The sequence below is a fragment of the Anaerocolumna sp. MB42-C2 genome (assembly GCF_030913705.1).
In the GTDB taxonomy this organism is placed as follows: domain Bacteria; phylum Bacillota; class Clostridia; order Lachnospirales; family Lachnospiraceae; genus Anaerocolumna.
Genome location: NZ_CP133190.1, coordinates 1,334,636 through 1,357,571 on the forward strand (window position 1 = coordinate 1,334,636; position 22,936 = coordinate 1,357,571).

The 22,936-nt window shown below is 34.6% G+C and carries 20 protein-coding genes; 8 read left to right on the forward strand and 12 right to left on the reverse strand.

The features are described from left to right. Nucleotides 1-374: 374 nt before the first annotated feature. From RBU59_RS05980 to RBU59_RS06015, 8 genes are all read left to right on the forward strand, one after another. Nucleotides 375-584 carry a spore coat protein gene (locus tag RBU59_RS05980; protein ID WP_308146968.1) on the forward strand — a complete coding sequence of 70 codons (210 nt, stop codon included), beginning with the start codon at nucleotides 375-377 and terminating at the stop codon, nucleotides 582-584. A gap of 36 nt (nucleotides 585-620) precedes the next feature. After that, nucleotides 621-983, forward strand: a complete 363-nt coding sequence (locus RBU59_RS05985) for a spore coat protein (protein ID WP_308146969.1) — start codon at nucleotides 621-623, stop codon at nucleotides 981-983. 18 nt (nucleotides 984-1,001) lie between these two features. Further along, the gene (locus tag RBU59_RS05990) at nucleotides 1,002-2,138 is read left to right on the forward strand and encodes a zinc-dependent alcohol dehydrogenase (protein ID WP_308146970.1); all 1,137 of its coding nucleotides are present in this window, start codon (nucleotides 1,002-1,004) and stop codon (nucleotides 2,136-2,138) included. A gap of 18 nt (nucleotides 2,139-2,156) precedes the next feature. Next, a complete protein-coding gene (locus RBU59_RS05995) occupies nucleotides 2,157-2,381 on the forward strand; it encodes a spore coat protein (RefSeq protein ID WP_308146971.1) in 225 nt (74 codons plus the stop codon). Nucleotides 2,382-2,408: 27 nt separating this feature from the next. Then, entirely contained in the window at nucleotides 2,409-2,714 is a 306-nt protein-coding gene (locus RBU59_RS06000) for a spore coat protein (RefSeq protein ID WP_308146972.1), read from the forward strand. A gap of 252 nt (nucleotides 2,715-2,966) precedes the next feature. After that, nucleotides 2,967-4,043: a FecCD family ABC transporter permease gene (locus RBU59_RS06005; protein ID WP_330698489.1), complete on the forward strand. Its 1,077-nt coding sequence runs from the start codon at nucleotides 2,967-2,969 to the stop codon at nucleotides 4,041-4,043. Nucleotide 4,044: 1 nt separating this feature from the next. Next, complete coding sequence (locus RBU59_RS06010; protein WP_308146974.1) at nucleotides 4,045-4,806, forward strand: ABC transporter ATP-binding protein; 762 nt, start codon at nucleotides 4,045-4,047, stop codon at nucleotides 4,804-4,806. A 10-nt stretch (nucleotides 4,807-4,816) separates the two neighbouring features. Then, nucleotides 4,817-5,935, forward strand: a complete 1,119-nt coding sequence (locus RBU59_RS06015; protein WP_308146975.1) for an ABC transporter substrate-binding protein — start codon at nucleotides 4,817-4,819, stop codon at nucleotides 5,933-5,935. A gap of 248 nt (nucleotides 5,936-6,183) precedes the next feature. Here RBU59_RS06015 and RBU59_RS06020 read toward each other — a convergent pair whose 3' ends face one another. The 12 genes from RBU59_RS06020 to RBU59_RS06075 form a co-directional block, all read right to left on the reverse strand. After that, nucleotides 6,184-6,885, reverse strand: coding sequence for an MBL fold metallo-hydrolase (locus RBU59_RS06020; protein WP_308146976.1), 702 nt, complete (start codon nucleotides 6,883-6,885; stop codon nucleotides 6,184-6,186). Nucleotides 6,886-6,979: 94 nt separating this feature from the next. Then, nucleotides 6,980-7,882 (reverse strand): competence protein CoiA family protein, encoded by a 903-nt coding sequence (locus RBU59_RS06025; protein WP_308146977.1) that lies wholly within the window; start codon nucleotides 7,880-7,882, stop codon nucleotides 6,980-6,982. Between the two features lie 318 nt (nucleotides 7,883-8,200). Continuing rightward, nucleotides 8,201-9,439 carry a radical SAM/SPASM domain-containing protein gene (locus RBU59_RS06030; protein WP_308146978.1) on the reverse strand — a complete coding sequence of 413 codons (1,239 nt, stop codon included), beginning with the start codon at nucleotides 9,437-9,439 and terminating at the stop codon, nucleotides 8,201-8,203. An 83-nt stretch (nucleotides 9,440-9,522) separates the two neighbouring features. Next, the gene (locus RBU59_RS06035) at nucleotides 9,523-10,812 is read right to left on the reverse strand and encodes an ATP-binding protein (protein ID WP_308146979.1); all 1,290 of its coding nucleotides are present in this window, start codon (nucleotides 10,810-10,812) and stop codon (nucleotides 9,523-9,525) included. Continuing rightward, complete coding sequence (locus RBU59_RS06040) at nucleotides 10,809-11,519, reverse strand: LytR/AlgR family response regulator transcription factor (RefSeq protein ID WP_308146980.1); 711 nt, start codon at nucleotides 11,517-11,519, stop codon at nucleotides 10,809-10,811. Before RBU59_RS06040 ends, RBU59_RS06035 begins: the two co-directional genes overlap by 4 nt. 19 nt (nucleotides 11,520-11,538) lie before the next feature. Further along, nucleotides 11,539-13,209, reverse strand: coding sequence for an ATP-binding cassette domain-containing protein (locus tag RBU59_RS06045; protein WP_308146981.1), 1,671 nt, complete (start codon nucleotides 13,207-13,209; stop codon nucleotides 11,539-11,541). A 23-nt stretch (nucleotides 13,210-13,232) separates the two neighbouring features. Continuing rightward, a complete protein-coding gene (locus tag RBU59_RS06050; protein WP_308146982.1) occupies nucleotides 13,233-13,874 on the reverse strand; it encodes a CPBP family intramembrane glutamic endopeptidase in 642 nt (213 codons plus the stop codon). Next, nucleotides 13,874-14,671 (reverse strand): ABC transporter permease, encoded by a 798-nt coding sequence (locus tag RBU59_RS06055; protein WP_308146983.1) that lies wholly within the window; start codon nucleotides 14,669-14,671, stop codon nucleotides 13,874-13,876. Before RBU59_RS06055 ends, RBU59_RS06050 begins: the two co-directional genes overlap by 1 nt. Continuing rightward, on the reverse strand, nucleotides 14,655-15,554 hold the full coding sequence (locus RBU59_RS06060; protein ID WP_308146984.1) for an ABC transporter ATP-binding protein: 900 nt from the start codon (nucleotides 15,552-15,554) through the stop codon (nucleotides 14,655-14,657). The genes RBU59_RS06055 and RBU59_RS06060 overlap by 17 nt, the downstream gene beginning before the upstream one ends. A gap of 471 nt (nucleotides 15,555-16,025) precedes the next feature. After that, nucleotides 16,026-18,719, reverse strand: coding sequence for an HD domain-containing phosphohydrolase (locus RBU59_RS06065; protein ID WP_308146985.1), 2,694 nt, complete (start codon nucleotides 18,717-18,719; stop codon nucleotides 16,026-16,028). Nucleotides 18,720-19,043: 324 nt separating this feature from the next. Next, nucleotides 19,044-21,695 (reverse strand): translation factor GTPase family protein, encoded by a 2,652-nt coding sequence (locus RBU59_RS06070; protein ID WP_308146986.1) that lies wholly within the window; start codon nucleotides 21,693-21,695, stop codon nucleotides 19,044-19,046. Between the two features lie 503 nt (nucleotides 21,696-22,198). Further along, nucleotides 22,199-22,927, reverse strand: coding sequence for a histidine phosphatase family protein (locus RBU59_RS06075; RefSeq protein WP_308146987.1), 729 nt, complete (start codon nucleotides 22,925-22,927; stop codon nucleotides 22,199-22,201). Between the last annotated feature and the right edge of the window lie 9 nt (nucleotides 22,928-22,936).

Sequence of the window (22,936 nt, forward strand, 5' to 3'; positions counted from 1 at the left end):
AATTCGGATTATAAAATTTCCGTGATAATCTACTATTTCATGAATTCCATCTAAAATTTCATTCAAAAAATATCCCCCTTTCGTTTTCTTTTGTTGAAATGCCTTATATTCCTATATTCCTATCAACCAGCCAGTTTAGCATTTCCTTACTCTATCAATTCAACTTTTTTTAAATCTTATTTTCATCTCCTTTGTTCCATTTCGTTTAAGCATTTGTTGCTCTGAGCATTATTCACCTATGTTAAGCATTTATTCAATTTCAAGGCTATTAGAATATTTCTGATATTTTATGAGAAAATATTACAAGACTCATTCACTTAAATAAATTCTCATTTCCTAGTTTGATTAATTTATAAGAAAGCCGAGGTGATACTATGCTAAATGAAAAACTGGCCCCTAATGAAACCATGCAAATCCACGAAATACTTAACCTGAAGACGGTTTGTATGTCAACTTCAAAAATGATGGAAGGGGTTGTTTTCGATCAGGATCTAAAAGCATTATTAGAACGTGATGTCCAACAATCCATTATATCCATCCAAACATTACAAAAATTATTGGAGAAAGCTCCGCTTATCAGATAAATTCCGCATGAATCCATATTAGAAGGAGGTAACACAGTGATTAATGACTATCTAGAAATAAGAAATGCAGAGGGAATGCCGAAACTTGTTGACACAACAATGTCTACAGCATTCTTATTAAATTCCAAAAGTGGAGTAAGAAATATTGCAATTGCCTTGACGGAAGCGGCCTCTCCCGAAGTCAGAAACATATTGCACGACGAACTGACAAATGCGATACGTATGCATGGAGAGATTACCGCACTTATGGTTGAAAAAGGTTGGTTCCACCCTGTGGAACTGAAAAAACAATTTCAAATGGATCTGGAGTCCTCGTCAACCGCAGTACAGATAGCAAGTATGGATCTATTTCCAGGCGATACAAGCAGACGAGGAACCTTTGCAACACTTAATAAATAAAGTGGGAGGAAATAATAAATGAAAGCGGTAACTTTTCAGGGTATTAAAAAAGTAATGGTTAAAGATGTTCCGGCCCCAACCATTCTAAAGCCGGATGACATTATAGTAAAAATAACAAACAGTGCAATCTGTGGTTCTGACTTGCATCTGCTTCACGATATGATTCCTAATTTGCCCCAGAATTATATTATTGGGCATGAACCCATGGGTATAGTAGAAGAAATTGGCCCGGAAGTAACTAAGCTAAAGAAAGGAGATCGGGTCATTATACCTTTTAATGTTAGCTGCGGTGAATGTTATTATTGTACTCACGGACTTACTTGTATGTGTGATAACTCAAACCCAAATGGAGAAGCGGGAGGATTTTTTGGTTATTCGGAAACCTTCGGTGGGTATCCGGGTGGTCAGGCAGAATATATGAGGGTTCCTTATGGTAATTTTACTCCATTTCGCATACCTGATGATTGCGAACTGGAGGACGAGAAACTGGTGCTGATTTCCGATGCGGTATCCACAGCTTACTGGAGTGTATTAAATGCAGGGGTTGAAAAAGGCAATACCGTAACCATATTGGGATGTGGGCCGGTAGGTCTACTGGCTCAAAAATTTGCTTGGATCTTTGGTGCAGAAAGAGTTATTGCCGTAGATTATATTGATTACCGCTTGGAACATGCGCGAAAGTATAATAAGGTGGAATCCGTTAATTTTGAACAACATCAAAACGCAGGAGAATATCTGAAAGAAATAACTCATGGCGGTGCAGATGTTGTAATTGATTGTGTAGGAATGGACGGGAAAATGACCCCTATGGAATTTGTGGGTTCGGGACTTAAACTTCAAAGCGGTTCATTAGGAGCTTTTGTTATGGCAACCCAAGCAGTAAGAAAAGGCGGCATGATACAAGTAACCGGAGTATATGGAGGCCGGTATAACGCTTTTCCTTTCGGGGATATTATGAACCGTAATGTTAATGTGAGAACAGGACAAGCTCCCGTAATACCTATTATGCCGACTCTTTATAACCTGATTGCCAATGGTAAGATTGACCCAAGTGACATTGTTACCCATAAGCTTCCCCTTGAACAGGCACCTTTCGGTTACGAAGCATTTGATACCAAAACCGATAACTGTATCAAAGTTGTTTTAAAACCTTAAAAGAAAGGAGGATTCATAATGCAACAGCAGTACCTTGCCCCCAATGAAACTATGCAGCTTCATGAAATATTAACATTGAAAAATTTATGCTTAACAAAATCCATTACCATGTCCCCGTTGATTTCAGATGAAGAATTAAAAGCAATAATAACAAATGACATACAAAAATCTGTGCAGCATATCAAAGAACTTAAAGAATATCTGGAAGAATCCATGATTGCTTCCTCAGGTAGTAAAAAATAATCTATATTGATAGAAAGAAGGTTAATTATGAATGCATTAATTGAAAAATTGACTGGTATGGATAAAATGAGTGATCAGGTCATAGCAACAGATTTTTTGGTATCAACGAAAAGCGGTGTCCAAAATTATGCGGTTGCTATTACAGAAACCTTGTCAACTCAATTAAGAAATACCCTGATTAGTCAGTTAAATGATACGATAACGTCTCATGAAGCGATTACTGACTATATGATGAAAAAGGGTTATTATAATGCTTATGATTTACAGGCGCAATATAAAGTTGATTTGAAAGCTACTGATACTGCATTAAGTTTAAAAGCGGTTATTGGTTAATTGATATCTTTAATACTACTTGAAATATTATAATAAGCGATAATCGAGGCAAAAAAACTTTTTTGCCCTCGACTACCGCTTATTTTCATCTGTGAAACCACTACCTTATCATTGTGTTTCATGAATATGATAATTATTATCATTTATCCGGTTTACTCTTGACTCTGTTAAAACCGTATGATATATTTCAGAAGTTAGCTTTAGCTAACTCACCACGAGCAGATAATACTGCAAATTTACGAGGAGGTGTTTTTGATAAAGAATAAACAATTATTATTTGAGAATATGGGGATATTTGTTATTACTATATTCCTTTTACTGGCTGCAATCATCTTTTCTTTATGCTTTTCCGCCTCAGTTGGGCAAGCCGATGTTCCTCTTTGGCAAACATATGAGATACTGGTTAACAAAATATCGGGCGGTGTTTTAGGCTCTCTTCACGATATACCAAATTCCTTTGTTAACATTGTGTGGCAGGTTAGAATTCCAAGAGTTATTTTTGCAGTTTTTATAGGTATGGCTCTTGCAGTGAGTGGTGCCGTTATGCAGGCTCTGGTTCAAAATCCCCTTGCTGATCCGTACATATTAGGCATTTCATCCGGCTCATCATTAGGTGCTACCTTTGCTATTTTAATCGGATTTGGAGGCGGATCGCTCTTCTCTCAGTTTGGTTTGGCCTTCAGTGCTTTTATAGGTGCTGTGATTGCCTCTCTTGCTGTTTTACTCCTCTCAAGTGTTGGCGGAAGGATGACCTCAATGAAGTTAGTGTTATCCGGCTCTGTTATAAGCGCCTTATGCAGCTCATTTTCCAGTATTATTGTCTATTTTGCAAACAACGCAGAGGGAATGAAAACCGTTACGTTTTGGGCAATGGGAAGTCTCGCTGCATCCAGCTGGAGTAAAGTTCCAATTCTGGCTCTTGTGGTCAGTGTGATAACCGTATTTTTCCTGTTTCAACACCGAATACTTAACACTATGCTTTTAGGTGATGAAGCTGCTGCAACCTTAGGTATTCCTCTATCCAAGTATAGAAGATTTTATATGCTGCTTACTTCCTTTCTAACAGGTGTTGTTGTTGCTTATTCAGGAATGATTGGCTTTATCGGCCTGATTATCCCCCATATAGTCAGAGGATTGATCGGCTCCGATCATAAACGTTTAGTGTTAATAACAGCATTAGTTGGTTCTTTGTTTCTAATATGGGCAGATGTAATTTCAAGGGTAATCGTAGAAAATGTGGAGCTTCCAATTGGTATCATTACATCCATTATAGGTGCACCGATGTTTATCTATATTATTGTGAAAAAGGGCTATAATTTTGGAGGATAATATGCAGCTTAAAGTTAATAATCTACATGTATCAATCGACAAAAAAGAAATTGTCAAAGATGTTTCTCTGCTTGTTAATAACAGGCAATTTGTTGGAATAATCGGTGCTAATGGCTGTGGTAAATCAACCATGCTTAAAAGCATTTATAAGTGCTTAAAGCCAAAAGAAGGCTCCGTATTTTTAGATGACATTGACTTATTGAATACTCCGGCTAAAAAGGTATCGCAGAAAATGAGTGTGGTTGGCCAATTCAATGAATTAAATTTTGATTTAACTGTTTTTCAAATGGTTATGCTTGGCAGAACACCTCACAAAAAACTATTGGAGTCAGATTCCAAAGAAGACATTGATATTGTCCATCGTGCAATAAAACAAACTAATTTAACTGAATATATTAACAGAAGTTATTTAACACTTTCAGGCGGAGAGAAACAGCGTGTCATCTTAGCCCGGGCAATAGCGCAGCAGCCTTCTTTTCTGGTATTGGACGAACCGACCAATCATCTGGATATCAGATATCAGCTTGAAGTACTCTCCTGCGTTAAAAAATTGAATATTGGCGTGCTTGCTGCATTACACGACCTGCAAATGGCTGCAGAATACTGTGATTATATATATGCAATGAAAAAAGGTAAAATTATCGCACACGGAAAACCAAAAGAGCTTTTAACCGAAGAACTGGTTGCTGCTCTATATGATGTTAATTGTAAGATTTATGAGAATCCTATCACTCACAATTTAAGCTTTGTATATCAAATTTAAGGAGAATACTATGAAAAAAATATTAGCAATTTCAATGGCAGTAATTTTAACCTTTGCACTTAGCGGCTGCGGTACAAAAGGTCAGGTGATGCCTCGTGGAACTGAAACCAAAACTGCCACAGCAGAAAGCCAGACGGATACCAAAGATGAAACCCAGGCGGAAACTTCCGCCGAAACCCCTGTTACTGAGAGTACCGGTACAGTTTATCCTCTCACTGTTAAAAATTATACGAAAGCAGAAGGCGGTACAGAATGGAAAGAAAAAGATATCACATTTAATAAAGCTCCTGAACGAATCGTTGCTACAACACGTACTGCCGCTGAGTTTTTGATTCATCTTGGCCTTGCCGATAAAATCGTAGGTGTAGGTGGTGTATTTGGCGAACCGGATAAGGCTGTAGAGACGGAATTCAATAAACTCACTGACCTTGGCAAGTCCTATATCAGTAAAGAGGTTGCCATGAGTGTTAATCCTGATTTTATTTTTGGCCGTGGCGGGCTTTTTGACAATGCTGACTGGGGCGTAGGAACGGTTGATGATTTAAATGAAATGGGTATAAAAACTTATGTTATGGAATCTTCTGTAACCAGCGGCACATTTGATTCTATTTACAAGGATATAGACATGATCGGGAAAATTTTTAATGTACCAGAAGAAGCCAATAAATTCGCAGATGAGTTAAGAGCAAGACAGCAGGCGGTTGTAGAGACTTTAAGTGTTATTAAGGACGATAAAACCTTTGCTTATATACATACCAGCGATCCGGAAAGTTTGTTGATCTATTCAGCTTATAACGAAACTTTCTTTAATGATATGTTTCGAATGCTGAAACTTCAAAATGTATTTGAAGAGGTACAGGGTGATGTCAGTGTCGAATCTTTAATCGAAGAGAATCCGGACGTAATTATAACCTTACAATGGGACACCGAGGGTGAAGATGCAACGCAAACAGATGAGCAGGTCACCATGAATCAAGTTCTTACTAATCCGAAACTGGAAAGCCTGGATGCCATAAAGAATAAGCAGGTATTCGTTGCCAATTATAATCACCTGTTTGGTTATAGCTATCAAAGTCTGGATGGACTGGAAAAACTTGCAAGACAGTTATATCCTGATCTATTTCAGTAAAAACTCTTAAAGATATAATTGAATTATTTATTGATAATTATAAGTAAACCATATGATGTATTTAATAAAATATAATATATTTGTATAAAAACCTTTGTATTTTGGTAATAATTCCACTTTTTAAATGAGAATTAGGAATGTATTCTCTTTTAAAAGGTGGTTTTTATATGGATACAGAGAAAGAACAATAACGACAGATTAGTTCCAGTTTCCTCCTCTTTTATCCGCCAGTTTTACCAATCACATTTCTAATATGCATAAAAAGCTATACCATCTGTTTCATAACATTTGATATTACTGTCAAAGCTTAGCTCTCCTGGTTTTCCCGTAACTTTATTCTCCATAACTTTGCCTGCACCGGCATAAAGCTGATTAACCGTATCCGCAGGTACCAAAAGCGCATCATGAGATGCATATACCGTATCAAATTCCCTTAACATGCCCTGCAGCTTTTTCATGCTGGCACGAAAAGCTTCGAAATTGCGACCGTTTCCAAACATATATATCTTTCCCGTCTGTATGCTGTCCCCTCCTATCAGGAAATGTTTCTCTCTTTCGAGAAGCGCGATACTACCGGGAGTATGACCAGGCAGCAGTATTATCTCGAAACAATAGCTGCCCAGATTAATGATATCTCCCTCCCAGATGGGTTCCATGGAAACCGTAACTCTATTCTCATGCTTATTTTTATAATAATCAAATTCACCAGGATGCATAAAACGTCTTTCAAACTGACCTGCGCCGCCTACATGATCACCATCCGCATGTGTAAAAATTACTGTAACCGGAAGCTTCGTTATCTGCTCTATATATTCTTTCAGATTACCATCGCCTACGCCCGTATCGATTAAAAGAGCTTCCCTATCACCCTCAATCAGAAAACTTCGAACAAAGTCCTGTTCGATACTGTAAAAGCCCTGAGCTATTTTAATCGTATTATAGTTTATCATATTTTATCCTCTCCTTAATCAGTGATGCTACGCATTTAATATTGTTTATCATATTGAACTAAATAGTACCTATTAACAATGTATTTATAATGCTCTATAATAATTTATTCTCAATTATATAATCCATATATCTTTTTGAAACCAGTTGTCCTTCTCCACGTTTCAGACATTCCAGTGCGGTGTTAAGGATATCCGGTCTTATATCATTCATTTTGGATATATTTTTATTTTTATCCAGCATCATTTGTTCATACAGCTCTTTCTCTTTCTTTATGGATAATTCAATCTTATTACATTCATCACTAAAATCACTGATAAAAGCTCCTCTGTTATCTATCATGATATCATCGATTGAATAAATCCTATGACAGAAGACTATTTTTCTTAAACCGCCTAATTTATAGTCAAAACTCTTTTTAAGAAGTATTTTTTCATTCCATGAATCAAGAAATACGCATAGTCCGATTGATTTTTGTATCAGATTTTCATACCAGGATATCTGGTTATCATAACTGCTTTTATTAATTCCTAATACATAGATTGGGGTTATTTGACTGCTTTTATAATATTGATCTCTTTCCTGGAACTTTCCGATGCTGCTATGCTGTAAATGATAATCAATGGCTATATCATTACCATCGGAATTTGTAACATAACAGGTGCTATATATTCCGTTTTTCATTTTGTATCTGGCATGTATTTCATTTTCCGGAAAACTTTTTCTAAGTAAGGAATACAGCAGTCTCTTCCCTTTCTTCAGTTCTTCCGATTCGGTCAGATTTCCGTATGGGCAGGATTGTTTATCATAATGGGCAAAGTATGGCTCCACAATAGGTCCGGCTGCTAAATAAACACTGCTGCCGCACTCACTGCAAATTAATTTTCCATTATTGGCAGCTAATTTCCACTCTTCAACAAGCTCGCTGATATAATAATGATATTTATCCTTTAAATCATAGGTACATATTTCTTTTCCATTGTAAAAACAATTTTCCATCTTTTACCCTCTTGATATTTTGATTAGTAATATTTATTGTAAATTTTACCATAAAGTAATTCATAATAGTATATACTCTCAATAAAAAAGTGGCTTTTATCCGTCTCTCTAATTCATAACCAATTTCAAACAATAAAACAGGAAATCTCTTGATCTGATGCGTAAGTATAAATCTCTCCGGTATCATCTCCCGGTAATTCTTAAATTGTTTTTACCATACTTATTTACATTATAAACTAACGATTTAAAACTGTAAATTATAACAGGGGAGGGATTCTAAGAATCCCTCCCCTGTTATTGCAGGAGAAAGTTACCGTACTATTGAGCCTGCGCCAAATTAGCACATAATTTTTTTAAATCATTAAAATTATCCTCAATGAATTTGTAATTAGTTTCACATAAGTCACAGCGTTCATATATACTTCCGGTGCTCAGGTAACTTCTGGCCCTGCAACCGCCTCCGCAAAAATATTTGTATTTGCATGAATTACAGCCATTCATTAAATCAACATTAATATTCAGAAACTGGTTGTTAACATTATATACAATCTCTTCCAGTGACATTTCAAATATATTTCCCAATGACAATTGCGGGATATGAAGCATATGGCATGGATATACAGTACCGTCCGCTGCAATACTGACCAGATTTTTGCCAGCACCGCATCTATTTTTACACTGCAGCCCGATTGTCTCAAATGCTGTATCCATAATAGGTATGTTTTCCCTTTTTAAATATTCCTGTACAGCCATAAATTCTTCCTTATCCAGTAAATAGTCTTTAAACACCTTATTATCATTTGAAGCTGTTAATAAACTGAAATTGAATGTAACTCCAAGTTCTCTTGCAAGTAGTTGATATTGCTGCATAAACTCAATATTTTTTTTATGAAGCGTCACTATCATATGTAAAGGTACTTTTCCTTTCAATTCCATAAGGGTTTTGAGGACTTTGGGCATTATTCCTTTATCCCGAATAAATGAAGTTTCTTCGTTATACCCATCCACAGAAATGTCCAATTCAGTAATATGTGGAATGACCTCTAGATATTTCTCCAGGGAAAATGTACCATTGGAAATGATTCTTGTATTAATTCCTAAACTTTTTGCATACTTACATATATCAGCCAAGTCATTTCTATAGAATGGTTCCCCGCCTGAAATAACAATTGTTTTTGTCTGGCTATTATGTAATTGCTCTAAAATATAATAAATCTTTTCAGTTGGTAAATCTTTTTTACTGTTGCGGTCCTCCACATAAGAATAACATCCTAAACAGTGCAGGTTACATTGATCCGTTACATGGACATATGCTGCCGGTATTGTTTTCTCAGATCCTGTATCTGTTTTAAAATAACTGCCTTGTTCTAATGCATTATACAATTCCCTGTTCTTTTCATCCACATATATTTCATCCGATGTTTCTATTTCCTTTACTAAGCATTCTCCCTGATTATCCAATCCGATCAAAGCACCTGTTTTACAATTACCGATCATTCTGATACCATCTACTTCAAAATGCACCACTTCATCATAAAATTTGTTATTTGTTAACATACTCCCGCCTCCAATGTATTTTATAATCCATATCGTAGCACATTTTTAAAAGAATTTTGCTTAAATGTAATATTTTTACATTTTCATTGTAATACTTTGTCCTTATAAAAATATAAAAGTATATTTGCATAAAAATAATTGGAATCACTTTTCGTTTCCAGTAACCCCCCAAATTCCTCAGCTGTTTTTTTAGCACTCATTAAACCAATACCATGCAATAATTTATCTGATTTGTTTGTCTCCAGACTCCCGTTTAATTCTTTTAAAGAGTAGGTATTTTTTATACCAATAAAAAGTGAGTTGTTTATGTAATTCATCTTTATCTGAAAATACCGGTCATCAATATCCAGTTTTTCAGTTCCCTCAATAGCATTATCCAGAAGATTACCTAATATAGCAGCTGATTGGGCATAGGAAATATTAAGTTTCTGCGGTATATTTATGATTTTATCAACTTTGATTTTCTTTTCTCTGGCTATAGCCAGTTTAACATTTAAAATAGTGTCAATTGCAGGGTTATCGGTCGAAACCAGATAATCTGCTTCGATTACGGAATCTGTAATTTCAACTATTAAATTTTGTACATCTGAGATTTTATTTTCTTTCAGCAAGCACTGTATTGCTTCTAAATTATTCTTCATATCATGTTTAATATTTCTTATTGTTTGCATATTTTCATGCATGGATAGATAGTATTTTGCCTGATATTGAACTTGCTGCTCCAATATCGCATTTGTTTTTAAAGTATCTATCAGTACAGATAATTTATCAAATAAATAAAATGCAATGATATTTACATAAATAATATTGATATAGGTTGGGATTAAAAATAAATACACCTTTTCAACAGAGATTCTACTATTCAATGCCAAAATTAGTATACACGGCATTGTAACGATACTGCTTACCGGAATTGTGAGTATTATCTTCCACAATGACTTATATAGTATTACAGGTTTAAATTTACCCACTCTGGCAGCCAGTTCTAACAAAAAGAAAAATAATAAATGGGATAACGAGATGACATTAAGATTAGGATTGCTTTCCGTATTATACAAAAAATAGGAAACAGACTGACAGCAACCGGCAAGTGCAAGTAATATAATTCCATATATTATCCTTTTACTCACGCTTTCTTTATAAAAAAGCAAATAAATCAAACTCCAGGTTGAAATATTCAGAAGATTTACGTAAGGAACCTCGACCTCAATAAAGACGGTAAAAATGATTAAAAGGACAATAATACTTCCTATATAAGCTGATTTTTTGGCCTTGCTTTTACCAAATACTTTGGAATAATATCTTAAAATAACATATAAATCGAATGTATTTATTAAGAAATATCTTATTAAACTTAAGTGAAAATTATTCATAAGCCGCTTCTCCATTTGATATAATTCATATGATTCTCTTTAATTGTCTTCTGATACTTCATACTAATTGGGAGAATGTCCGAATTTATCATACGAACTTTGTTAGTTTCTACTTCACACAAATTTTCAAAATTAATAAGATAAGATACATGGATCCGGGCAAAAAAGTTATTGTCAAGTTTCTGCTCAACATTGGACAACTTATCGTAAAACAGATGCTCTTCCTTATTGGTAACCATTCTGATTTTTCTTTTATTACTTTCAAAATAAATAATATCCTCAAAAGGAACCTGATAGTTTGTATTCTCTACAGAAAAAAAGAAAAATTTCTTGGACGAACATAAATACTCAATAGCATCATAAACAATAATATCAATTTTTTCCTGTGTAACAGGCTTAATCAGAAAGCGGAAAGGCAAAACTTCAAAAACATGAAATACATAGTCCTTATAATCCGTCATAAAGATAATGATTGCTTTTGTATCCTTTTCTCTTATTTTTTGAGCCGTTTCAATACCGTTTATACCTGGCATAATAATATCCAGGAAATAGATCTGATAAGCAGTTTCATTCCCGAGCAGGTAACTTATTAATTTATCACCGCTATAAAAAATATCACATTCCATATTTCTAAACCCCAAGTTTAATATGTAATTTTCCACCTCCGAAGCAATCGCTTTATTATCTTCACAAATTGCTATATTCATATACTACCCCCTCAAATCATTATTGTGGCTTTGACTGCATTATATGATATAGCTGACCTTTGGATTCCATCAAATCACTGTAAGTTCCGTTCTCCCCCAGTTTTCCATGATCCATAACCAAAATTTCATCAAATTTAACAGCTATTTTTTCATCCAGTCTATGTGATATTATAATACATGTACTCTTGGATTGCAAAAATAACTCCATAATATTTACAGAAGAATTAATATCCAATGCAGAGTCCGGCTCGTCTGCAAATATAATTAATGGATTTTTTTTCATTTCTCTTACAAACACAACCTTCTGCTTTTCACCGCCTGAAATTGAATTCTCGCCAGTAGTATTGATTCCTCCGTCCCGCTGTATTCCTATCTTCTGAATATCAAGGATATTCTCAATCTCTTTCACATTAATATCAGATTTTTCAGAATTACTGCCGATGTTTATATTTTCTTCGATTGATTTATTAAAAAGAAAACTAAGTTGTTCCATAAATGAGACATTACTCCAAAAGTTTTCCTCTTCAATCTGTTCTAAATCCGTGTCATCATATAATATCTTTCCGGTATACCTTTCCTTAGGGATCAGACCTGCCATCAACTTAATTAACGTACTTTTTCCGGAGCCGTTTTCTCCTACCAGTAAGTATTTTTTACCCTTTAAAAAGGTATAATTGAAATTATCCACTGCATAATCCTCTGAATTTTCGTATTTGTAACATAAATTCTGAGCAATGATGTTATGATTAAATGTAAGATTTTCTCCGACCCGATCACAATTATCGTCAAATAATTGTTCCATTTTTTCTCTGATTGTATTAACTGATTTTATCTTGCTGACCGATGTCAAAACACCAATAACCGGATTTGTGACATAAAAAAGTAATTGAATTAATGCAAAAAGTGCTCCTACGGTTAAAGTATTCTTTATAACCAGATAACCTCCCAAAATGAAAACAAGCAGTGTTAAAAAAGTAGTCAGAAACATTAAAAAGGATTGTATAAAAACCATATAATTCCTGCAGTTCTTTTTATCACCCTCTAATGTTACAATTTTCTCGTTGCACTCAAAGGCCGCTCCTTTACCATAAGAAAAAGCTTTTATTATATTAAATCCTGAAAACATTTCCGTTAACTTCCCCATGGTTTCTGTATTATCCCTGCATAAAACATCATTATAGAATGCAGCTTTTTTCGACAGAAATGACGGTATAAAAATTGCAACTCCTACAACTGCCAGAACTATAATTAAAAAAGGCGGATAGACATAGATAATTCCCAATGCAGCCATAATAAACAGACTGATTTTTTCCATCAATTCTATTTTTCCTGAAATAAAATTATCTTCATACATATTAAGGTCATTAAATAAGAAAGAAATATATTCGGAAGTATCTTTTTTATGAAATTCAGTTATTTTCTTAGCAAATAATTTTTCTATTATTTTTATTTTTATTTCTTGAATACTTTTCTGAATATATAAATTTTTTAACCTTATATAAAAATTATAACTAACTACCTGTGTTATAACTATTATAATTGTAATAACAATATATCGGTAAAAAAGACTAAAAACGCTGCTCGTCAAAGAATCTGTAATCAGTTTGAAGCTGAGAGAAAACAGTATCATGGTAACATTATATAACAACATCATCCCTATAATCCCTATTCTATATTTCATTTTTTTCATGTTTTCACCTCCGTTTCAGCATATTATTTAACCAATTGAGAAGCTAATATATTATTCACCAAATGCAGAAAAACCGGTATTGACAGATTATTCGTCCTGGAATATACAAATGCTAATATTAATCCCATAGGCAGCCGATAGGTTAAATTCAATAACAGCGGATCTGAACTATGAAAAATAAATGCAAATACGATTCCGCTGACTAATATCTTAAGTATGGAACTATTCACCAATCTTTTTGTATAATAAAACAATATACCGCGGGCAAAGGTTTCTTCCGAACAAGCAACTGCTAAATTTTGTATCACTACACCAAGTAAAACCTCAATACTTATTGTTCTTTCTTTTAAAATAAAAATTATTCCTAAAATACTCCCGATTAATATAAATATTTTTTCAATTTTACTTATTTTTCCAAATCCTATTTCTTCCATTTTTACGGAATACTTAGCTTTGGTAATTAAGATAGGATATATAATAAACCCTGTTCCCATGGAAATCCATGTAAGTATTGTAAATCCCCACTTATTGGAATTAATGTTTGTAAAAGCCATACTTAATAACTGTGCCAGCAATATTGTCAAAAATAAGGCTGAATACACTAAAAAGATTATAAATACTATACCAAGTATATTTCTGAATACTTTCCCCTCAACTTTATTCATCACAAATCTCTCTTTTCTAATTTTTTCATACCCAGCAAGTTAAAAATTATGGCATACCCGATGCACAATACTATATGACTGATAAATAAAGAATTAATATTGATACCCTGTGTATTGATTTTATCTGTTGTATTTACAACGTCATTACTTAATTCAATAATATAATACCATGGATTAAAATACCTGATTAACGGCAAATTAAAAGTATTATGCACTACTAATACAGTAAAGAAAACGCACCCAATGGTTAAGGTAGGTTTTAAATAAGTTCCCAAAAAAAGAGCATACTGAACCACCAAAAAATAGGAAGAAAAAAAAGTTGCTATCAATACATAAGATAATAATTGAGCATTTTCACCGATAAAATCCACGGTAGCATACTGTTGGTTTTGACATACAAATACATAATAAAAAAATATATTCGAAGCGGAAGATACTAAAAAAATAAGGACACTGAAACTGGTAATGGCCAGACTTTTACCAATATACATATTTTTCCTGTTACGTATTCTATAATTGAGCAACGATATACTACCATTCTCCAGTTCGGTTGACAAAATTCTGGTACCTGCAAAAGCCATGATAATTGGTGCTATAAAAAAAATGCTTGCATTTAATATTTGAGTAACTGCCCAAAAGAGTGCGTTTTGTCCAGTCGGTCCTACATAAGAATTCGACATAGCACTGGCCGCAAATAAAATCCCAATACCTAAAATTGCTAACATGGAGAGATAGTCATTTCTTTTGATTAATTTTAATATTTCAACTTTCCAGATTAGTTTAATCGGAGTTTTCATCCAGAACACTCCCTTCAAAAAAATCATATAAGGAACTTTCCTTAACACTGATATCTAAAATCTTTTCTTTCTGTTCTTCCAATTTTAGGACAATTAATTTTAGGACTTCCGTATCAGTAAAGAGAATTTTATTACCCTCAACACTTATATTTTTCCCAAGCATTTCAGACACTCCCGCCAATTTTCCCATATCCATATTTACTGTCATACTATATTGTTTTGTTATTTTAAATTTATCGTTATAAACAACTTTTCCTTTATGAATCATAACAACCCGGTCACATATCTCGGTAACATCCGATAAATCATGACTTGAGAAAAGCACTCCTGCTTTTTCACCTTTTGATTTATTCAATATTAAATTCTTCAGCATCTTTTTCCCAATCGGATCTAAACCTACAAAAGGCTCATCTAAAATCAAAAAATTGGGATTATTTATAATTGCTTCTGCTAATCCCAATCTTTGTTTCATTCCAAATGAGAATGTCTTTACATATTTATTTTTCTTGGGAAGCAGTTCCACCAGCTTTAACGTATCAATAATTTCTTTATTAATCTGCTCTTTGTCTTTTATCCCTGTTATCTGCAATAATAATTTCAGATTATCATATGCATTTAAATACTCATAAAAGTTCGGCTCTATAAGTATTCCAAATTCATTGAGTTTAGAATTTACCTTTAGCAGAGAATGATTTCTATAAATAACATCTCCTTTCGTAGGATATAGGTTTCCTGAAATGCAATTTAGAATCGAAGTCTTACCTGCTCCGTTTTTTCCAATAAGCGCAACGATTTCTCCAGCATTGACATCAAATGAAACATTATCTACCGCTGTTATTTCTCCATATTTTTTACTTAACTCAGATATTTGAAGTAATGCCATTTAGTACCTCCTATTATTTTGCATATATTTACTATATAACCTCTTTTTTATTTATCCTACTATTCAGCCAGATGATTCCTTTTTTATAACTACTAATATACACAGCATGAGGTTTCATCTGACTGATTAATATGTATTAAGTAAAATTCTTCAATTTCCGCTATTAATCAGTCAGCTTTATCCCCTCTCATTTCATACTATTTTGTACCGAAACTAAAGCATCCAACAACAGGAACACCTGCGGTTACACAACCTAATGTTGCATTTGCTAAATTAAATAACATATCCATTTCCTCCTTTTCCATTTATATATAGAAACCTTTTATGTATTTCTATGTTTTGTATTATACTCAATTTTTTTCCATTATTTGGTATTCTGTAATTTTTAAGTTATTTTAATGTAATTATTAAATTCTTATGAAATAAAGCAGATCAGGCTTAAAAAAATAGTTTTTAACCTGATCTGCTTTATTATACTAATACTTTTTCAATAAATTCCGTTACAAGTTCCGGATCAAACTGGGTTCCTGCATTTCTTTTAAGTTCCATAACAGCCGCCTCTTTTGTAATCGGAGCCTTATAACTACGGCCGCTAGTCATAGCATCATAAGCATCCGCTATAGCTATAATCCTTGATAAGAACGGTATATCCATACCTTTTAAACCTTTGGGATAACCGCTTCCATCCCATCTTTCATGATGGGCCAGTACAAATTCTGCCATCTCAGCCATACCATTCACTGTACTGAGGATCCGGTAACCTATCTCCGAATGGCACATAACACTCTTCCATTCGACTTCTGTTAACTTTCCTTGCTTATATAGAATTTCTTCATTAATACTGATTTTACCAATGTCATGAAAGTAACCCAATTTTTTGAGCAACTCTATCTTATTATTGGATAAACCAAGGGCTTCTCCCATTTTCTCGCATAACTCCGAAACCCTGACGGAATGAATTGCCTCAAACTCATTTTTTTCATTTACCGTATTGATTATCGTATCAATAATTTTGCGTTTGATAGCCGGACTTTTATCCAGTTTCTGCTTATACATATGCGCCTCAGCTTTTTTATAAATCTCCGTAATATCTTCATCCGGATGATTTTTTGTCTGATAGCCGAGGGAAATAGATATATTTATTGAGTGTATTTTTTCATCTAAAGCTCTGTTATTTATCTGCTCAATAATCTGCTCTGCTTCTAATCCATCCGTTTTAGGCAGGATTATTACAAATTCATCTCCGCCGTGACGTACAACAATATCACTGTTCTTGCACACCCTGGTCAGCAACTCAGCTGTTTTTTTCAGTGCCTGGTCTCCTACTACATGCCCAAAAGAATCGTTGATTAGCTTTAATCCGTTCATATCCGCCATGATAATTGTTATAGGCAGATTAATCTCCGAATCAATAACTATCAATTCATTATCAAAATATCGTCTGTTATATAACCCTGTAAGCTGATCATGATAACTTAAATAAAGTATTTCTTCCTCCGAATTTTTCCGGTCTGTTATATCCATAAAGGTAACAACCGCACCTACAATTTTTCCCTCCCGGTATTGAGGGTGTGAAAAATATTCAACAGGAAAAAAAGTACCGTCAGATCTGTAATACACCTCATCCACAGCATGGGTATATTCACCTTTGGTAAGGGCATTATGTACCCTGCACTCATCCAATGGAATTGATACTCCGTCAGCATTTTTATAATGAATCAGCCAATGCATGGTTTTGCCGATCAATTCATCCTGATTCTCATATTTTAGCATTCTAAGGCAGCTTGCATTACAAAATGTACAATTACCATCTAACCCTACACCATAAATTGCCTCGGCGGTAGAATCCAACAGCAGTCTTAAATCGTCTTCTCTGTTTTTTAAAGAAATATTAGCTCTCTCAAGCTCTTTTGTCCTTATTCTTACATTTTCTTCAAGGTTATGAATCAAATTATAGATTCGCTCAGCCATTTGATTAAAAGCAGTTGATAATTTTCCTATTTCGTCATTTCTATAAAACTTTGCTCTTATATTGAAATTTCCTCTTGTAAACTCTTCTGTGATATTAATAAGATTATAAATGGGTTTGAAAATCATATCCGCACTTTTCATATATACAATCATTGCTATAATAAGCGCTGCGATAGAAAATATCACCGATAAACGGAAACTATAGGAAATCAAAGATGCAAACTGGCTTTCCGGAATGGAAGTTATAATCAGCCAATTCAAACCGTCCTTATCATATTTCGTTAATTTTATATGATATTTTTCACCGGGTATTTTTGAAATGAAATTATTTTGTTTATTAGATTTATAATACCTAAAAGCATTTACAATTAACTTATCCTTGATCTCATTAATATTGATTCTTTTTATCTGACTATCCGTTGCCACCTTAAAATTTGCCTGTTCCATTGAATTAGCCACCAGATCTCCTGTATTCATTTCTATTATATAAGCTGATGCATTTTTGCCTTTTAAAATATTTTTTAAATATTTATTTATATTGCCAAGAATAATATGGGTACCTAATACTCCCTCCAGGTTGCCTTTACTGTCATAAATCGGATATGCCGCAGATAAAGCAAGGTCATCCATGACAAAATGTTTATAGATAGGTGAAAATACCGGCTTCTTTTCTTCTTTAGCCATCTTATACCAGTCTCTGCCCCGTGGATCAAAAACATCGGTCTTATCAACCAATTTATCAGAAGTCAAATCCTGTTTTGTAGAATAATAAAATGAATGTCCCTGCGTTGCGGCATCATTCTCAATGATTTCGATTTCATTATTCTGGTTTCTTCGGGCACCGTAATATTCACCCTTTTCAGTGCCATAACTGAAGCTGTAAACTTCATTGCTGTAGGTTTTTATTACTCCGGCAAAGAACTGTTCACGTTCTTTTTTATTATGAATGCCTATTATATTATTTTTTAACAGGTTACTGTTTTCCTCATTAATTGTAATTGGGAGATTAATTAAAGATTCAATCTTATTAATAATAACCGTATTGGTTTGCTGTTCCATTTCACTAATAATATTATCTTTTGAGGTCTTCCAATTAATAAAGACAATAAACCATATTATACTGAATGTCACAACCATAATTAAGATAAAAGTTATAATTATTATAACTTTCATTGATATTCTTTTTTTCTCCATATTTCCTCCTGGAGTAGCCTTGTTTCAATTAAATGTGGTATAATTCGACAATTTAATTATATAGTAAATATAGACTATTTACAATCACAATCTGTAAATACCTGTATAAAAATTTGTTGAATCTGTATGATTGAGAATGTAATTTTCCAGGTGTGTAACCGAATAATTAATGCCTGTAGATTATTAAACTACAGGCATTGGTTATTATAATATTATGTTGCTTTCCTATCAATATATTGACAGGCTTTTCTTTTACATGAATCTTTATACTCACCTTATAAGGTTTCATGCAAAATGGATGACCGGCAGGACCAACCGGTACTTTTAGTTTTTAATATCTTTGTTCACAAATTCTTCCATCCTCTGCTTTGCTTCCGGGGATAAGGTATCTATCAGATGATTCCGGTTTCTTCCTTGTTGTTCCTCATATTCCTGTTTTATTCTTTCATTTACGGTTTCAATATCCACTTTTAAATCACTAGCGGATAATAAGGTACATCCCGCACCTCTTATAATAATCTGCTGTAAGCCATCCGAGGTTGCTACCGTTATATCATATTTACTCCGATTGGAGTGGGCAAATTTTTCAATATACTGATCCGCCGTTTGTGCCTCTTTCGTGTAAACCATATGGATATTATGATAATCAATAATTTCCTCATTATGCCCCTCTACGCGGTATGCATCAAACACAACGATAATCTGGCATTTCCGGATTCCCTGATAATTACTTAAAATATCAAGTAATTTCATTCTGGCACCGTCCATATTGTCAGCTATATGTTCTTTCAGCTCAGGCCAGGCATGGATAATATTATAACCATCCACCAGAAGATATTTTTCTTTGGTTTCTTTCTGATTGTTTGTATATGAGGAAGGCGCATAATAGCTATCTCTGGCTGTCTTACGCTTTTTCCAGGTTGATTTCTTACCCTGGTTCGAATAGAAAGTAGAATTGATGATATGGTCAATTTCTTCAAGACTAATAAAACTCTCTTCCCTATCTGTCTCTTTATTTATAGATACTCCACTTGAGGCAGTATCCCTGCTTTGAAGATATCCCTCCAAATGCATGTAATCCTTTACCTTATCCCAATCCACTAAAAATCCGGCACCATGTGCACAAAATACAGAACCGGTCGGATTAGCGATATCCCTTTCCGAATCATAACCGATACGTTTAATCACTTCTTCTGCATTATGGCATGGTTCATAACCTTTCAGACTGCAGAATAACCTGCCAAGACCTTTGGTATAGGCAATCACTTCTCTCTGATAGTTCCTCATAGTAACAACAGGTGCACTCCCAACAAGTATCACCGTTTCACCGTTTGTCTGAGATATTTCGCAGGTACCGCACATTTTTTCTATGTCAGTCATAGCCCTTCCTACCATTTTCTCCGGTAATTCCAGTTGGAAAGCATAATAAGGTTCCAGCAGTATGGACTTAGCTTCTTTTAATCCCTGGCGTACTGCACGGTAGGTAGCTTCTCTGAAGTCACCGCCTTCGGTATGTTTAGTATGCGCCCGTCCTGCGATTAATGTGATCTTCATATCTGTAATAACTGCTCCGGTTAATACTCCTTTATGTTTTTTTTCTTCCAGATGGGTTAATATCAGTCTCTGCCAGCTTTTACCCAATACATCTTCACTGCAGTTTAAACAAATTTCCAGACCACTTTCCGGCTCACCCGGTTCCAATAACAGATGAACCTCTGCATAATGCCGCAATGGCTCAAAATGTCCAACACCTTCTACCGTATTGGCAATTGTCTCTTTATATACAATTCTTCCCGCATCAAAAGCTACTTTCATGCCAAAACGGGTTTGTATAAGGCTTTGCAAAATCTCTATCTGTACCTCTCCCATGATTTGTGCCTGGATCTCCTGCAGCTGCTCATCCCAGACTATATGAAGTTCCGGCTCTTCTTCTTCGATCTGATGTAATTTAGGGAGCATTTCTCTCGGATCACAACGCTCAGGTAATATAATCTGATAGGACAATACGGGCTCCAATACAGGTGCCGCTGAGGTTGCCTCTATCCCTAAGCCCTCTCCCGATCTGGTTTTACTAAGTCCTACCACTGCACATACCGAACCCGCCTCTAACTCATTCACCGTCTCAAATTTCGTTCCGGAATAGATTCTTAACTGATTGACCTTCTCTTCCCATTTGCCATTAGAAAGGACATCTTTCACCTTAAGTCTTCCTCCTGTAAGTTTCAAATAAGTAAGGCGGTTCCCCTGCTCATCTCTTGCTATTTTAAATATCTTGGCCCCAAATACATCCGGATAAGCCGGTATCTTAACATATTCAGCAATACCCTCCATAAATTGATCGACTCCGTCTAATTTTAAAGCTGATCCAAAATAACACGGAAAGACCTTTCGATCTCTTATGGCTATATTAATCTGGCTGTTTTTAACCTGCCCTGACTCCAGGTAGGTTTCCAGCATTTCTTCATCACACATCGCCAACTGGTCATAAAATTCCTCTGCCCTGATTTGTCCAAATTCTATACATCCGTCGTCTAATTGCTTTTTTAATGATTTGAGCAGTTTTTCTTTATCCGTCCCGTTCTGATCCATCTTATTAACAAATAGAAAAACAGGTATTTCGTACATTGCAAGAAGCCGCCATAATGTTTTAGTATGTCCCTGTACACCATCCGCACCGCTTATTACTAAAATGGCATAATCCAGAACCTGTAGGGTTCTCTCCATTTCAGCAGAAAAATCCACGTGGCCCGGGGTATCCAATAAGGTTATCTGTATATCTTCTATTTCTAACATGGCCTGTTTGGAAAAAATAGTAATTCCTCTTGCCTTTTCTATCTCATAGGTATCTAAAAAGGCATCCCGTTTGTCCACTCGGCCCATTTTACCGATTTTACCGCTTAGATAAAGCATACTTTCCGATAATGTTGTTTTACCGGCATCCACGTGAGCCAATATTCCCATCACTAATTTTTTCATGATCTATTTCAAATCCTTCGTTAATTTTCTGTTTAAAATAGAGCTGTCGCAGATAGCCTTATTTAGCATTGACAACCCATTGTTTTTTCTATTATGATACCATTATCATTGGTGTCTGATATTTTTATAAAACTACTTCCTGTATTTTCAATCAAGGCTTTAGTAAATCCTTTTCACAGTTTTTTATTTACTACTGGCATTTTTAGAACATTATAACATGAATTCATCTATTAATATAGCATGAAAATGGACACTGCGGAGTAATCATAAGACCATATATAAGAAAGCGCTGACGCGCTGTCACTTTAGTGACAATCTACCCTAAAGGATATTATCCTTTTGCGTGTTCATGTGCATCCTACCCGGAGGGCTTTTAATTTCATAGGGAAGTTCGGAGAACTTCCTATGAAATTAAAAACAGGGCAATCGTATTATTTGCCCTGTTTTACTAATTTACACATTTAATTTAATTTATATGTAGTATTTAATGATACCCAATACTATCAGTCATGCCGTTCTTCCATATTGTCATAAGTTTCACAGAATCTGCCCATAAAGGAGGGGTTTTCTTCTGCTATATAAAGATGTGAAATATCTCCAAATGAGCTTACTCGAAAGTAAGCCATTCCTTTTCTGCGTTCCTCCGTATTGAGAACAGTCACTGATGTAGGTGCAGCAAAAAAACCATGCCATAAAACCATCGGTGAGATTCCTAAAAGATAACCTAACATTACACATTCAACGCCAAAGTGGCAGAATAAAATGATAGTATCATTATTCGGTCTGACTGCACGGTATAATTGCCCCTCACGTTGATATCCGTGTTCTTTTAATATTTCATCCAGTCCGGTATAAACACGTTTTGCTTCCTCTATAACATGCCCCTCATTCATAATCGGGACAGTGTGCCATAGATTTTTATCATAAAATTCCGTCACCTTAGTCCAGTCACCAGGAAGCCAGTCCCATGTGATTCTATCTTCTCCTGTTTTTTCATCTTTAATCGGTGCATTAAATTCTCTAAGCCATGGAAGAACCTTTGCTTTCCGATTCATCTTATTAAGAGTAAGGGATGCTGTATCTTTCGCCCTTCCTAAAGGTGATACATAAAATTCTTTTACATTCATGTTTTTAATTCTATTTGATAGTAATTCGGCTTCCTTCCACCCTTTTTCGGTAAGGGAATCTATAGAATAATCAGGGTCTCCGTGGCGGATTATAATCAGTTTCATAATAATACC

Coding starts and splice junctions, on each gene's coding strand:
- RBU59_RS06015 (WP_308146975.1), top strand. CDS start 4,817: ATGAAAAAAATATTAGCAATTTCAATGGCAGTAATTTTAACCTTTGCA.
- RBU59_RS06065 (WP_308146985.1), bottom strand. CDS start 18,719: ATGGAGAAAAAAAGAATATCAATGAAAGTTATAATAATTATAACTTTT.
- RBU59_RS05995 (WP_308146971.1), top strand. CDS start 2,157: ATGCAACAGCAGTACCTTGCCCCCAATGAAACTATGCAGCTTCATGAA.
- RBU59_RS06070 (WP_308146986.1), bottom strand. CDS start 21,695: ATGAAAAAATTAGTGATGGGAATATTGGCTCACGTGGATGCCGGTAAA.
- RBU59_RS06075 (WP_308146987.1), bottom strand. CDS start 22,927: ATGAAACTGATTATAATCCGCCACGGAGACCCTGATTATTCTATAGAT.
- RBU59_RS06025 (WP_308146977.1), bottom strand. CDS start 7,882: ATGGAAAATTGTTTTTACAATGGAAAAGAAATATGTACCTATGATTTA.
- RBU59_RS06030 (WP_308146978.1), bottom strand. CDS start 9,439: ATGTTAACAAATAACAAATTTTATGATGAAGTGGTGCATTTTGAAGTA.
- RBU59_RS06035 (WP_308146979.1), bottom strand. CDS start 10,812: ATGAATAATTTTCACTTAAGTTTAATAAGATATTTCTTAATAAATACA.
- RBU59_RS06050 (WP_308146982.1), bottom strand. CDS start 13,874: ATGAATAAAGTTGAGGGGAAAGTATTCAGAAATATACTTGGTATAGTA.
- RBU59_RS05980 (WP_308146968.1), top strand. CDS start 375: ATGCTAAATGAAAAACTGGCCCCTAATGAAACCATGCAAATCCACGAA.
- RBU59_RS06000 (WP_308146972.1), top strand. CDS start 2,409: ATGAATGCATTAATTGAAAAATTGACTGGTATGGATAAAATGAGTGAT.
- RBU59_RS06060 (WP_308146984.1), bottom strand. CDS start 15,554: ATGGCATTACTTCAAATATCTGAGTTAAGTAAAAAATATGGAGAAATA.
- RBU59_RS05990 (WP_308146970.1), top strand. CDS start 1,002: ATGAAAGCGGTAACTTTTCAGGGTATTAAAAAAGTAATGGTTAAAGAT.
- RBU59_RS06020 (WP_308146976.1), bottom strand. CDS start 6,885: ATGATAAACTATAATACGATTAAAATAGCTCAGGGCTTTTACAGTATC.
- RBU59_RS06040 (WP_308146980.1), bottom strand. CDS start 11,519: ATGAATATAGCAATTTGTGAAGATAATAAAGCGATTGCTTCGGAGGTG.
- RBU59_RS06045 (WP_308146981.1), bottom strand. CDS start 13,209: ATGAAAAAAATGAAATATAGAATAGGGATTATAGGGATGATGTTGTTA.
- RBU59_RS06010 (WP_308146974.1), top strand. CDS start 4,045: ATGCAGCTTAAAGTTAATAATCTACATGTATCAATCGACAAAAAAGAA.
- RBU59_RS06055 (WP_308146983.1), bottom strand. CDS start 14,671: ATGAAAACTCCGATTAAACTAATCTGGAAAGTTGAAATATTAAAATTA.